This is a genomic window from Polaromonas sp. Polasp52 (genome assembly GCF_059491565.1).
In genome coordinates this window covers 1,664,503-1,676,729 of sequence record NZ_CP168513.1, presented here as the reverse complement: position 1 = coordinate 1,676,729, position 12,227 = coordinate 1,664,503, and the positions used below count along the sequence as shown (strand labels likewise).

At 66.5% G+C, this 12,227-nt stretch carries 14 protein-coding genes; 9 read left to right on the top strand and 5 right to left on the bottom strand.

The window, feature by feature from the left end; all coding sequences use genetic code 11:
* Positions 1 to 22: 22 nt before the first annotated feature.
* The gene (locus tag ACEN9P_RS07825; RefSeq protein WP_413327802.1) at positions 23 to 1,006 is read right to left on the bottom strand and encodes a LysR substrate-binding domain-containing protein; all 984 of its coding nucleotides are present in this window, start codon (positions 1,004 to 1,006) and stop codon (positions 23 to 25) included.
* Positions 1,007 to 1,156: 150 nt separating this feature from the next.
* Here ACEN9P_RS07825 and ACEN9P_RS07820 point away from each other — a divergent pair, with 150 nt between their 5' ends.
* Positions 1,157 to 1,792, top strand: a complete 636-nt coding sequence (locus tag ACEN9P_RS07820) for a DUF2917 domain-containing protein (RefSeq protein WP_477712617.1) — start codon at positions 1,157 to 1,159, stop codon at positions 1,790 to 1,792.
* Positions 1,793 to 1,860: 68 nt separating this feature from the next.
* Here ACEN9P_RS07820 and ACEN9P_RS07815 read toward each other — a convergent pair whose 3' ends face one another.
* Entirely contained in the window at positions 1,861 to 2,322 is a 462-nt protein-coding gene (locus tag ACEN9P_RS07815; protein ID WP_495621621.1) for a TfoX/Sxy family protein, read from the bottom strand.
* Between the two features lie 102 nt (positions 2,323 to 2,424).
* Between ACEN9P_RS07815 and ACEN9P_RS07810 the strand changes: the two genes are divergently transcribed.
* A complete protein-coding gene (locus tag ACEN9P_RS07810) occupies positions 2,425 to 2,982 on the top strand; it encodes a gluconokinase (protein WP_495621620.1) in 558 nt (185 codons plus the stop codon).
* 1 nt (position 2,983) lies between these two features.
* Here ACEN9P_RS07810 and ACEN9P_RS07805 read toward each other — a convergent pair whose 3' ends face one another.
* Positions 2,984 to 3,886: a LysR family transcriptional regulator gene (locus ACEN9P_RS07805; protein ID WP_477662841.1), complete on the bottom strand. Its 903-nt coding sequence runs from the start codon at positions 3,884 to 3,886 to the stop codon at positions 2,984 to 2,986.
* A gap of 88 nt (positions 3,887 to 3,974) precedes the next feature.
* Here ACEN9P_RS07805 and ACEN9P_RS07800 point away from each other — a divergent pair, with 88 nt between their 5' ends.
* The 4 genes from ACEN9P_RS07800 to ACEN9P_RS07785 all read left to right on the top strand — a co-directional run bounded on the left by ACEN9P_RS07800 (position 3,975) and on the right by ACEN9P_RS07785 (position 7,852).
* Positions 3,975 to 5,339 (top strand): acyclic terpene utilization AtuA family protein, encoded by a 1,365-nt coding sequence (locus tag ACEN9P_RS07800; protein ID WP_495621619.1) that lies wholly within the window; start codon positions 3,975 to 3,977, stop codon positions 5,337 to 5,339.
* On the top strand, positions 5,336 to 5,695 hold the full coding sequence (locus tag ACEN9P_RS07795) for an AtuA-related protein (protein ID WP_477662839.1): 360 nt from the start codon (positions 5,336 to 5,338) through the stop codon (positions 5,693 to 5,695). Before ACEN9P_RS07800 ends, ACEN9P_RS07795 begins: the two co-directional genes overlap by 4 nt.
* 49 nt (positions 5,696 to 5,744) lie before the next feature.
* Positions 5,745 to 6,740, top strand: a complete 996-nt coding sequence (locus ACEN9P_RS07790) for a Bug family tripartite tricarboxylate transporter substrate binding protein (protein WP_495621618.1) — start codon at positions 5,745 to 5,747, stop codon at positions 6,738 to 6,740.
* Positions 6,741 to 6,862: 122 nt separating this feature from the next.
* Positions 6,863 to 7,852 carry an MBL fold metallo-hydrolase gene (locus ACEN9P_RS07785; protein ID WP_495621617.1) on the top strand — a complete coding sequence of 330 codons (990 nt, stop codon included), beginning with the start codon at positions 6,863 to 6,865 and terminating at the stop codon, positions 7,850 to 7,852.
* Positions 7,853 to 7,863: 11 nt separating this feature from the next.
* On the opposite strand, the gene ACEN9P_RS07780 is transcribed toward ACEN9P_RS07785, so the two are convergent.
* Positions 7,864 to 8,271, bottom strand: coding sequence for a BLUF domain-containing protein (locus ACEN9P_RS07780; protein ID WP_477662836.1), 408 nt, complete (start codon positions 8,269 to 8,271; stop codon positions 7,864 to 7,866).
* Between the two features lie 78 nt (positions 8,272 to 8,349).
* Here ACEN9P_RS07780 and ACEN9P_RS07775 point away from each other — a divergent pair, with 78 nt between their 5' ends.
* Together ACEN9P_RS07775 and ACEN9P_RS07770 are read left to right on the top strand one after the other, a co-directional pair.
* Complete coding sequence (locus ACEN9P_RS07775) at positions 8,350 to 9,108, top strand: Crp/Fnr family transcriptional regulator (protein ID WP_477662835.1); 759 nt, start codon at positions 8,350 to 8,352, stop codon at positions 9,106 to 9,108.
* Between the two features lie 161 nt (positions 9,109 to 9,269).
* Positions 9,270 to 9,467: a hypothetical protein gene (locus tag ACEN9P_RS07770; RefSeq protein ID WP_477662834.1), complete on the top strand. Its 198-nt coding sequence runs from the start codon at positions 9,270 to 9,272 to the stop codon at positions 9,465 to 9,467.
* 11 nt (positions 9,468 to 9,478) lie between these two features.
* Here ACEN9P_RS07770 and ACEN9P_RS07765 read toward each other — a convergent pair whose 3' ends face one another.
* Positions 9,479 to 10,411, bottom strand: coding sequence for a DUF6279 family lipoprotein (locus tag ACEN9P_RS07765; RefSeq protein ID WP_477662833.1), 933 nt, complete (start codon positions 10,409 to 10,411; stop codon positions 9,479 to 9,481).
* On the opposite strand from ACEN9P_RS07765, the gene glmU reads away from it, so the two are divergent.
* Positions 10,410 to 11,834: a bifunctional UDP-N-acetylglucosamine diphosphorylase/glucosamine-1-phosphate N-acetyltransferase GlmU gene (glmU, locus tag ACEN9P_RS07760; protein ID WP_495621616.1), complete on the top strand. Its 1,425-nt coding sequence runs from the start codon at positions 10,410 to 10,412 to the stop codon at positions 11,832 to 11,834. The two genes, ACEN9P_RS07765 and glmU, sit on opposite strands and share 2 nt — an antisense overlap.
* Positions 11,835 to 12,227: the final 393 nt, after the last annotated feature.

Sequence of the window (12,227 nt, the reverse complement as noted above, 5' to 3'; positions counted from 1 at the left end):
ACGCAGTGAGCGACCGTGGGGGCTAATCAAGACTATCCACCGTGTCCGGATCGGGCACGTCACCTATGGCCTCGCGCGTGAGCGCAGCCTGGCTTTTGAGCCAGTCGCAAAAAGCCACAACCTCTGGCCTGGCCACATTGCGCGGGCCGACGATCAGCCAGTAGCTCATGGGCGACTCCATGCGTGTCTGCGGCAGCGGCTCGACCAGGTCGCCCGAGGCCAGGCTTTCGGCAATCAGCGGCAGGCGCGCCAGCACCACGCCCTGGCCGGTCAGCGTGGCCTGCACCATCTGGTAGGCGTAGTTGAAGTACAGCCAGCGCTTGGCCTCCAGCTTGGGGCTGGCGTGCTCGTCCAGCCAGCGCCGCCAGGTCAGCCATTCCAGGTGGGTCTGGTGGGCGTCGCCCGCCTCGATCAGGGTGAACTGCGCGAGGTCGTCGGGTTTCTTCAGGCGCGGCCCGCTTTTGAGCAGCCAGGGGCTGATCACCGGCGTGATCTGCTCGCCGAAAAGCCGTATCGCGCCCGGCGGCATGTGGCTGGCCGGGGCGTAGCGCAAGGCCAGGTCCAGGTCCGAAATGTCCAGGTCCACCGCGACGTCCGATGCATCAATCCGGATGTCGATGTCGGGGTTGTCGCGCTGGAAGCCCTCCAGCCGCGGGATCAGCCACATCGACGCGAAGGAGGCAAACGTGGTCAGCGACACGCTCTTGCGCCCCGCTGTCTGGCGTATCTGCCGCACCGCGTTGTCTATGCGCTCCAACGAGGGCGTGACGGCCCGCAGCAGGATGCCGCCGGCGGCGGTCAGTTCCACCGCCCGGGTGTGGCGGTGGAAAAGGCTCACACCCACGTCTTCTTCCAGGCCCTGGATCTGCCGGCTCACGGCCGACTGGGTCAGGGCCAGTTCCTCCGAGGCGGCGCGGAAATTGAGATGCCGCGCCACGGCCTCGAAAGCCCGGAGCTGGCCGGCGGAAATCGGCCGGGAACGCAAGTGTGTTTGTGAATGCAGCATGACAGTTCGGGGGTATTAGGGCAATTTCGGCCTGATTGATTGATGCGATTATGGAATGAATAGCTTACCGCGATTTCATTGGACCGCGCAAGCCGGCGGCGAGATGATTCAACCCTCATCACTCACTTTGTGCCTTTTTTGGAGAACACCATGGAACACTCAGCTTCTCACGCAGGCGACCGCTTTTTGCAACAGGCTACCGATGCCACCACCGGCCAGGTTGACGGGTTGGCGGGCTTCTGGAAGCTGGGTGCGGGACGGGCCCTGACCTTGCACGCCGCCCAGGCCGGTGTGTTGCGAATTGCGCATGGCCGGGTCTGGGCCACCTTTGATTCCGCCAGCCTGGACGCCGAGGTGCGCGCCGGCGACCATTTCCTGAGCCGGGGCGAAAGCCTGACGCTCCAGGCCGGTGAGTCGCTGGTGATCGAGTCCTTCAGCGCGGGCCATGCCGCATCGGCTTACTTCAGCTGGGAGCCTGTTGCGGCCTGCGCCGCCGTCAGGCAGCCCGCCGCCGAGCCGGCCGGCTGGCGCGCCGGCGTGCTGCAGCCGCTGAGCGACTTACGCGCCGCCTTCGGCCTGGCCGCCGGCGCCCTGGGCCGCCTGGCCCGCGGCCTGGTGCTGGGTGCGGCAGCGGCGTTTGAAGCCCTGCTGACCCCGCTGGCCATGGTTTTTTTGACCGCCCGCGCCCGCCCCATGGCGGCCGGCCACGACTTTGACACTTTCAAGGACGACCAGCGCCGGCACCCGCACCGCTACAACGTGCTGGCCATGTCCAACCTGGTGTAAACAGTTCTAGTCAGTGGCTCCTTCCGGAAGGGAGCTTTGAACCCGCGGCCGCAAGGCTGCGGGTTTTTTTATGCGCGGCTTTTTTTGGCCGGCGCCGCCTTGGCTTGGGTTTTGGCCTTGGCGGGGGCTTTTGTTTTGGCTTTCGGCTTCCTGGCCGGTTTGACCGGTTTGGCCGCGCGTGCCCTGAGCGCGCAGTCCAGCGCCAGGCGCGCCCAGGGCAGCATCAGGGACGGCGACTCCATGGCCTCTTCGGGCGCGCTGTAGTAGCCCAGGCTGTGCGGGGAGCGCACGCCGTTGCGGGTCATCTCGTAGGTGAAGCGGCCGCAGCCCTGGGCCTCGAACAGGCCGCGCGTGGTCTCATCGGCCTTGAGCCACAAGGTCTCGCCGCCGCCCAGGTCGGCCACCAGCGCGAAAGTCAGGCCGCCGGTGCTGATGCCGAAACCGCCGAACATGCGTTTGGCCGTGCAGGGCCCCACGCCCGACAGGAGCTCGCAGCAGTACATCGCAAAATCATTTTTGGGTGAGGCCATGGCGCAACGATAACAAAGCACGGGCGCTCCTATCAACCGCGGTTTTGCCTCGGCTGTCACCCAAGGGCGCGCCAAGCGCCCGCGGGCCGCGATAATTTATGCATGACCGCCGCATCCCAGACCCGCCCCCTTCCCGCTTCCGTCACGCCCCATGACGGCTTGCCCGTGCGTGTGGTGGTGATGGGTGTGGCGGGCTGCGGCAAGTCGGCGGTCGGGCGCCTGGTGGCCCAGCAGCTGTCGCTGCCGCTGATCGAGGGTGACGACTTCCACCCGCCCGGCAACATCGCCAAGATGCAACAGGGCATTGCCCTGACCGACGAAGACCGTGCCGATTGGCTGCACCAGCTGGGCGCCGAACTGGCGCGCCACCCCGAGGGCGTGGTGCTGACCTGCTCGGCCCTGAAGGCCGGCTACCGCGACAGCCTGCGCGCCGCGGCTGCGGGCCTGCGCTTTGTGCACCTGGCCATCAGCCAGGCCGAGTCGCTGCGCCGCGTGTCCGTGCGCCCCGGCCACTTCTACCCGCCCAGCCTGGTGGCCAGCCAGTTCGAGGCCTTGCAGGACCCTTCGGCCGAGCCCGGTGTGCTGACGCTGGCCGGTGATGCGCCGCTGGAATCACTGGCGCGCAGCGCGGCGGACTGGTTGTCCGGCGCCAGTTCCTGAATCAGGGCGTGCGCGCCTTCATGGCCTCAAGCACCAGGTCGTGCAGGGCCTGCGCGGCCGCCGACAGGCTGCCCTCCTGCCGTCGCACCAGGTAGATCTTGCGCGTCAGCCCGCTGGCAGCCAGGGGCCGGGTCACCAGGCTTTTGCGCTCAAAGTGAAACAGCGTCAGCGCCGGCACCACGCTGATGCCCAGCCCGGCCTCGACCATGCCCGCGGCGGTGGCCAACTGGTCGACTTCCAGCACGGTGTTGGCCTGCTGCGGATGAAGGGCCGCCTCCAGCGCCTGGCGCACGCTGCTGTTGCGCGACATGTGGATAAAAGGGTAGGGCGCCAGTTTTTTCAGCGTGGGCGAGGCCTCGGCTGCCAGCGGGTGGTCCTTGCGGCACACCAGGTAAAAGCGGTCGGTGCAGACCAGCCGCGTGCTCAGGCCCGCATGGCTGACGCCGGTGGAGGCCAGCGCGAAGTCGGCCTTGCCGCTCCTCACCAGGTCCACGCAGGCATCCGACAGCAGGTCGCTGAGGTTGAGTTCTATGCCGGGCCAGGCCTGCCTGAATTCGGCAAACACCGCGGGCAGCCAGCCCGCCGCCAGCGAGGGCAGGGCCGCGATGTGCACCCGGCCCTTGCGGCGCTCCACATGGTCGTTCAGGTCGACCAGGGCGGCGCCGAAATCCTCGACCAGCCGGCGCGCCGAGGCCTCGAAGAGCCTGCCCTCGGCCGTCAGTTCCACGCTGCGCGTGTCGCGGTCAAACAGCCGCGTGTTGAGCTCGCCCTCCAGCGTGCGTATCAGCGCGCTGAAGGCCGGCTGCGAAAGATGGCAGGTGGCCGCGGCCTGCGTGAAGCTGCGCTGCTCGGCCAGGGCCAGGAAGGCGCGCAGTTGCCGCAGCGAGAGGTTGGGTTGGGCCATTTATCTGTAGTTCAAATTAATAGATCAGTATTTTAAATTTTACAAATAAGTACCCAAGGCCTAGATTCAGGGCTTGCACGCCACGCCCATGACTTCATCCCCTCCTTCCCCTTTGTTGATAGGCTGCGCCGCCGGTTTTTCGGGCGACCGCGTCGATGCCGCCGGGCCGGTGGTGGACACGCTGATCGCGCGCGGCGGGCCGGCCTTCCTGATTTTTGAAACCCTGGCCGAACGCACGCTGGCACTCGCGCAGCTGCGCCGCCGCGCCGACCCCGATGCCGGCTTCGAGCCGCTGCTGGACGACATGCTGCGCCCCGTGCTGGCGCGCTGCCTGGCGCACAAGATCCGCATCGTGAGCAATTTCGGCGCCGCCAACCCGCTGGCGGCCGCGCGCCACATCCAGGCCATGGCCGCCGGCATGGGCCTGCCCGCGCCGCGCATCGCCGTGGTGGCGGGCGACGACCTGTCGGGCACGCAGCATGAGCCGCTGCTGCGCGCGCAACTGGGCGCGGCCATGGACGGCATACGCAAGGTCAGCGCCAACGCCTACATAGGCGCCGAAGCCATCGCCGCCGCGCTGGACGCGGGCGCGCAGATCGTGGTGGCCGGGCGCGTGGCCGACCCGTCACTGACGGTGGGGCCGGCGATGTCGCATTTCGGCTGGCGCGCCGACGACTGGGACCGGCTGGCGCGCGCCACCATGGCGGGCCATTTGCTCGAATGCGGCGCCCAGGTCTGCGGCGGCTATTTCGCCGACCCCGGCTACAAGGAGGTGCCGGACCTGCACGCCGTGGGCTATCCCATCGCCGAAATCGACAGCGAGGGAAATTGCGTCATCGGCAAGGCGGCGCATACCGGCGGTGTGGTGAGCCTGGCCGGCGTCAAGGAGCAGCTGCTGTATGAAGTGCACGACCCGGCCGCCTATTTGACGCCCGACGTCGTGGCCGACATCAGTGCCGCGCGGCTCAGCCAGGCCGGCCCCGACCGCGTGGTCCTGAGCGGCGTGCGCGGGCATGCGCGGCCGGCCAGCCTCAAGGTCAATGTCTGCCATGAAGGCGGCTGGCTGGCCGAAGGTGAAATTTCTTATGCCGGCCCGCGTGCCGAGGCGCGCGCCCGCCTGGCCGCCGAGGTGCTGCGCCGGCGCCTGCCGGCGCTCGCGCTGCGCGTGGACCTGATAGGCGCACTCAGCATCATGGGCGACGACGCGGGCCGTTTACTGGCCGAGGCGCCCGCGGGTGATGCGCGCGACGTGCGCCTGCGCGTGGCCGCGACCCATGTCGAACGCGCGCAGGCCGAGCGGCTGCCGCGTGAAGTGACGGCGCTGTACTGCTGCGGACCGGCCGGCGGCGGCGGCGTGCGCACTTCGCTGACGCCGCGCCTCAATACCTTGTCTTGCCTGGTGCCGCGTGAGGCGGTGCCGCTGCGCTTTGAGATGCTGGAGGATATGCAATGAGCGCCAGTATCACAGTACCTTTGTACCGCGCCGCCCACGGCCGCACCGGCGACAAGGGCAACCGCTCCAACATCAGCGTGATTGCCTGGCATGCCGATCTTTACCCCGTATTGCTGGCGCAAGTGACCGAGGCCGTGGTGGCACGGCACTTTGCCCACAGGCGGCCGGCCCGCGTGCAGCGTTTTGAGCTGCCGGGGCTGGCGGCGCTCAATTTTGTGCTCGACGAGGTGCTGGACGGCGGCGTGAACGACGCGCTCAATCTGGACACCCACGGCAAGGCCCTGTCCTTCTGGCTGCTGGATTTGCCGATAGAGATTCCCGCCGCGCTGGCGCCCCTGCTGGCGGGTCCGCCCTGAGGCTTGCGACAGACGGCGACCGACTTTTAATTCAAAAAAGGAGACAAACATGACCCCCTCAACATCCCACTTCACCAGCCCGCGCCTGCGCCCCCTGGTGCTCGCCGCCGCCGCGCTTTGCGCGCTGGCGCCCGCGCTGGCACCGGCCCAGGGCTTTCCCGACAAGCCCATCACCTTCATCGTGCCCTTTGCCGCCGGCAGCGCCACCGACCAGCTGGCGCGCGCCATAGGCCAGGCCGTGACCAACGACAGCAAGGCCAGCGTGGTGGTGGACAACAAGCCCGGCGCCAACAGTTTTATAGGCGCGCAGGCGGCGGCCAAGGCCAAGCCCGACGGTTACACCGTCTTCATCACCACCAACACCACGCAGTCGGCCAACGAGCACCTGTTCAAGAAGCTGCCCTATGACCCGGTCAAGGATTTCGCGCCGCTCACGGCTCTTGGGCGCGGCGGCCAGATCATGGTCGTCAACCCGGCGCTGCCGGTCAGCAGCGTGGCCGACTTCATCAAGCTGGCCAAATCCAAGCCGGGCAAGCTGTCCTTCGGCAGCGGCAGCTCCTCCAGCCGCGTCGCGGGCGAGCAGTTCAAGCAGATGACGGGCACCTACATCCTGAACATTCCCTACAAGAGCAACCCGCCGGCCGTGACCGACCTGCTGGGCGGGCAGATCGACATGATGATCACCGACATGGCCACCGGCTTGCCGCAGGTCAAGGCCGGCAAGCTCAAGGCCCTGGGCGTGTCCACGCGGCAGCGCTCGCCGCTGGCGCCGGATGTGCCCACCATCGCCGAGGCCGGCGTGAAGGGTTATGAGATGACCTACTGGTTTGCCGCCTACGCGCCCGCCGGCACGCCGGCCGACGTGGTGGCCAAACTCGCCGACATGCTCGCGCGCGCCGCGCGCAGCCCCTCGGCCGCGCCTTTCTACCAGTCCAGCGGCACCGAGATCTTCACCAGCAATCCCGAAGAGCTGCGCAAGTTTCAGGCGGACGAGACCCTCAAATGGGGAAAAATCATCAAGGCGGCGGGCATAGAGCCCGAATAAGGGCAGGGGGCCGTGGGGTTTCGGGATTCAACTATTCGTAATGCATTACGTTTAAGTAAAATTCCCTGGCAAAGCCGGCGGCGGCTGCTCCGCCCTGCGCCGCGCCCCACCCAGGAAACCCCATGTCCAAAGCCTTCGCCTCCCAGTCCGACCTGACCGACAAGACCATCACCTTCGAGCAGCTCAGCGCGCACTGCTGGGCCTATACCGCCGAGGGCGACCCCAATTCCGGCGTCATCATCGGCGACAAGTTCATCATGGTCAGCGACGCCACGGCCACGCCGGCGATGGCGCAGGACCTGATCAAGCGCATACGCAGCGTCAGCGACAAGCCCATCAAGTACGTGCTGCTCACGCACTACCACGCGGTGCGCGTGCTGGGCGCCAGCGCCTACGAGGCCGAAGGCGCGACTGAGATCATCGCCAGCCAGGGTACCTACGAGCTGATCGTCGAGCGCGGCGCGCAGGACATGCAAAGCGAGATGGAGCGCTTCCCCCGCCTCTTTCGCAATGCCGAAAGCGTGCCCGGCCTGACCTGGCCGACGCTGGTGATAGACGGCGGCAATCCTGTCAAAGGCGAAGAGCCCGGCAAGCTGGTGCTGGACCTGGGCGGCGTGAAGGTACAGATCTGGCACCCGGGCCCCGGCCACACGCGCGGCGACACGATTGCCTGGATCGAAGAAGAAAAAGTGCTGTTCTCAGGTGACCTGGTCGAATACGAGGCCGGTGTTTACACCGGCGACGCCCAGCTCGAGGAATGGCCCGCCACCCTGGAAGCCCTGCGCGCGCTCAAGGCCGAGGCCATTGTCCCCGGCCGCGGCGAAGCCATGAAAGGTGCGGCCAACGTCAACAAGGCGCTGGATTACACCAAACGCTGGGTTGAAACGCTGTACCAGGCCGGCAAGGAAGCAGCCGCCGCCGGCATGGACCTCAAGGCCGCCATGGCCCACACGCGCAAAAGCATGGATCCGGCCTTCGGCCATGTGTTCATCTACGAGCACTGCCTGCCCTTTGACGTGAGCCGCGCGTTTGACGAGGCCAGCGGCATCAAGAACCCGCGCATCTGGACAGCGCAGAGGGATCAGGAAATGTGGAGTGCGCTCCAGGGTTAGTGCCGTCGAACTCAGGTATCCAGGTCCAGCGCGGACAGCAGCCCGGCAAAAGCATCGAGCGCGGCCTGGCCGTCCATGCTTTCCATGCGTTCCAGCACGTCGTCATCCTCGACCAGGCAATAACCCAGGCTGAAGCGCTTGAAGCGCCGGGCGGCCAGCTCGCCGTGGTGCAGGACCTGCAGGTTGGTATGGCGGCTGTCCTGGCGTATGCGCTCCAGCAGCGCCAGCACCTGTTTCTGCCCGCCCTCCAGCTGCTGGCAAAAGCGCATGCCGTCAAAGATCAGCAGGCCGGTGATGGCGCGCTCGGCGTTGGCCTGCCGGGCCTTGGCCGCGATATCTCCCACAACGCTGAGCGGCGCTTCAGGGGCCAGCGTGCTGACATAAAGGATTTCATACAGGGAGGTGCTTGTGAGTGTCATCGCGGCACAATGTAGCGGCACGCCTTGCACCGCACAATGTCAAAAGACACAGGGATATGCGCCTAAGATAAGTCTTCCATGAGTATCCCAACGCCAACTTCAGCGATCTGTCCGCCGCACTGCAGTGCCTGCGGCTTGCGGCGTACCGGGGCCTTCATGCCGGTGAACGCCGAGGAACTGAAGTTCATTGAAACCTTCCGCACCGGCACCACGTCGGTCAAGGCCGGCGGCACCATTCTTTATGAGCAAAAGCCCAACGGCAAATTGTTCACGCTGTACTCGGGCTGGGCCTTTCGCTACAAAACCCTGAGCGACGGCCGGCGGCAGATCCTCAATTTTTTGCTGCCGGGCGACTTCATCGGCCTGCAGCAGAAGTTTGCCGACGGCCCCATGCACGGGATAGAAGCCGTGACCGACACCAGCCTCTGCGTGTTCCCGCGCGAACGCCTGTGGGAGCTGTTCCGCAATTTCCCCAACCTGGGTTATGACATCACCTGGCTGGCCGCGCGCGAGGAGGGCATGGTGGACGACCACCTGCTGACCGCCGGGCGGCGTAACGCCACCGAGCGCGTGGCCATGCTGCTCATGCATTTGTTCCGACGGCTGGAACGCGTGGGCATGGCCGATGGCGGCATGGTGGAGTTCCCCATCAACCAGCAGCATATCGCCGATGCGCTGGGGCTGTCGCTGGTGCACACCAACAAAACCTTGCGGCGCCTGCGCCAGCTGGGCCTGCACGAAATCCAGGACGGCAAGCTGCGGCTGCTCAATACCCGGGCGCTGGAGCGTATTGCGGATTACTACGACACGCCGCCGCCGCAAGTCCCTTTGCTCTGATTCAGCCCTGTAGGCTGCCGCTGACAGCCGGGTGGCGTGTTGGCCTACAAACACCTCCGACGCCGGGTTTTAAGGTGTTTCTCTTGCCCGCGATAGGCCTTTCGATGGACCGTTCTTTCATGCGAAGGAAACCGCGGCGACGCGTCATCCAGGAGCCTCCCATGAACCACGCACAAGCACCGGGCGCACGGCTGCAGCAGCAGCCGCAGCGCTTCATGGACCGCCAGCAACAGCAAAGCAGCGGCTCACGCGAGTTCCAGCCGCACCGCTCGCAGCCCTTCGATGTGCCGTCCAGCCAGATGGGCGGGGGCGAGCGCCAATACCAGGGCAAGCCCAGCCAGGCCGGCTCCAAGTCCTAGCGGGCGCCGGCTCAGGACTTTTGCGCGTTCAGCGTCCTGAAGTCCTGCTCGTAGCGGTGCAGCGTCTCCACCGCCTTGTGACGCTGCGCCGGCGTGGTGCTGTTGTGCAGCTCGGCGAGCGTGGCGCAGGCGTCCTGCGTGAGCTTCTCCATATAGTCGCGGTAAGCCGCGTCGGGCGAGTTCAGGGTGCGCTCGAACAGCCCGCGCACCGCGGCCTGGGCTTTTTCGGGTGTGGCCTGGCCTGCCACCAGCGGGTGCAGTGTGTGCAGGGCGTCCTGCTGGCGCCGGATTTTCTCCGCATAGCTGCGCGGGGCGTCGAAGTGCGAGGCGTCTATGCGCCGCTCGATCACGGCCAGCTGTTTTTTCTCGAGCCGGCCGTAAAGCATTTCGGCGCGCTTGACCGCCTCCTTGTAGCGCTTGTCGCGCTGGGCCTTGGGCGAGGCCTCCAGGAAGTCCTCGCGGTATTCCTCATTGCCCTTGGCGAAGCGGCGTTCCAGGTTTTTCAATTGGCCGGCCTGCAGCGAGCCCACCAGGGTCGCCATGGGCGGCTCCGCCTGGCGCGACAGCAGCACCAGCTTGCCGCGCACGTCGGTGTAAATCGCGCAGGCCGCCGCGGCGTCCATGTCCGAAGGCATTTGTTTCTGCAGTTTTTGCAGCGCCTCGATATAGCCGGGCAGCTGTGTCTGCCGGTGCCAGGACTGCAGTTTGTCCAGGTCGGCCTTGACCTGCAGGCTTTGCGCGTCGGTGAAGTCGAAATGGCGGTCCAGCTGCCAGTAGACCAGTTCGGGCGCCTGGTTGTAGGCGATTTTCATGAGGCTGCAGCTTTGCAGCAGCCCGGCCAGCGCCAGCACCGCCAGCCCGCCGATAATCCTTGTGCAGCGCCCCGTGCCCGCTCCGGCGGCCCGGGAGCGCGTCTCCACCCCAAGATCCAGAGGAAATTTCATGGCAGCAACCCCAATCGATGTCGTCATCATGGCCGCGGGCAAAGGCACGCGGATGAAGAGCAGCTTACCCAAAGTCCTGCATCGTTTGGGCGGGAAAGCCCTGCTGGCGCATGTCATCGAATGCGCCGCCTCCGTGTCGGCGCGCCAGGCGGTGGTCATCACCGGCCACGGCGCGGCCGAGGTTGAGGCCGCCTGCGGCCGTTTTGGCCCCTCCGCCGGCACCCCCGTGGCGCTGCAGTTCGCGCGCCAGGAGCCGCAGCTGGGCACCGGCCACGCGGTGCAGCAGGCTTTGCCCCTGCTGGCCGACGACGGCGTCACGCTGGTGCTGTCGGGCGACGTGCCGCTGACCGAGGCCGCCACCTTGCAGGCCCTGATCGCCCAGTGCGACGGCCAGCGCCTGGCGCTGCTCACGCTCAGCATGGCCGACCCCACGGGTTACGGGCGCATCGTGCGCGCCGGCCCCGAGGCCTCGGCGCAGGTGCGCGCCATCGTCGAGCACAAGGACGCCAGCACCGCCCAGCGCGAGATCCGCGAAATCTACAGCGGCATCATGGCCGTGCCCACGCGCCTCCTGCGCGCCTGGCTGGCCCGGCTGGACAACAAGAATGCCCAGGGCGAGTACTACCTCACCGACATCGTGAAATTCGCCGTGGCCGACGGTGTGGCCGTGGTGGCCCACCAGATCACCGATGCGGCCCAGGTGGCCGGTGTCAACAGCCCGGTGCAACTGGCCGAACTCGAACGTGTTTACCAAGGCCGGCTGGCCGTGGCCCTGATGGAGCAGGGCGTGCGCCTGGCCGACCCGGCGCGCCTGGACGTGCGCGGCACGCTCAGCTGCGGCCAGGACGTCGAGATCGACGTGAACTGCGTCTTTGAAGGCAAGGTCAGCCTGGGCGAGGGCGTGCGCATAGGCGCGAACTGCGTGATCGCCAACTGCAGCATCGCCGCCGGCGCCGTGATCCACCCCTTCACCCACATCGACGGCGAAAAGCTGGGCGTGCAGGTCGGCGAGGGCGCACTCATAGGCCCCTTCGCACGCCTGCGCCCCGGCGCGCAGCTGGGCGCGGAAGTCCACATCGGCAATTTTGTGGAAGTGAAGAACTCCACCCTGGCCAAGGGCGCCAAGGCCAACCACCTGGCCTACCTCGGCGACGCCACCGTGGGCGAACGCGTCAACTACGGCGCCGGCAGCATCACCGCGAATTACGACGGCGCCAACAAGCATCGCACGGTGATCGAGGCCGATGTGCACATCGGCAGCAATTGTGTGCTGGTGGCGCCTGTGACCATAGGCGCGGGCGGCACGGTGGGGGGCGGGTCTACCATTACGAAGAGCACGCCTGCTGGTGCGCTCAGCGTGGCGCGGGGCAAGCAGGTCAGTTTGCCGAATTGGTCGCGGCCCGCCAAGGTTGTTAAGGGGTAGATTCCCCTTTCCCCTCTGGCTCGCTGCATTGGCCGGGCCTGTCCCGGCTGGTGCTTCCCCTGCTGGGGCTTGCTGGCCGGGGTTGCCCGGCGGCAACTCACTTTTCTTTGCTTCGCCAAAGAAAAGTAAGCAAAAGAAAGGCGACCCTGGTTGCTGCGTCCCCTTCGCTGCGCTACGGGGCAACCTGCGGTGCTCGGTCCAGACGGGGTCAAAAACAACTCGCTTCGCTCAAACAAGTTTTTGCCCTGATCCGTCTGGCCCTGCGCTCCTCGGCGCATCCACAAGGGGGTGGAGACAGAAATACCAAACAGCCGAAGACAAAATCCCGAATACCTGAAGAAACAAGGACACGCCATGGCGTGTCCTTGTTTGTATTTGGTCTTGGTTTTCTTG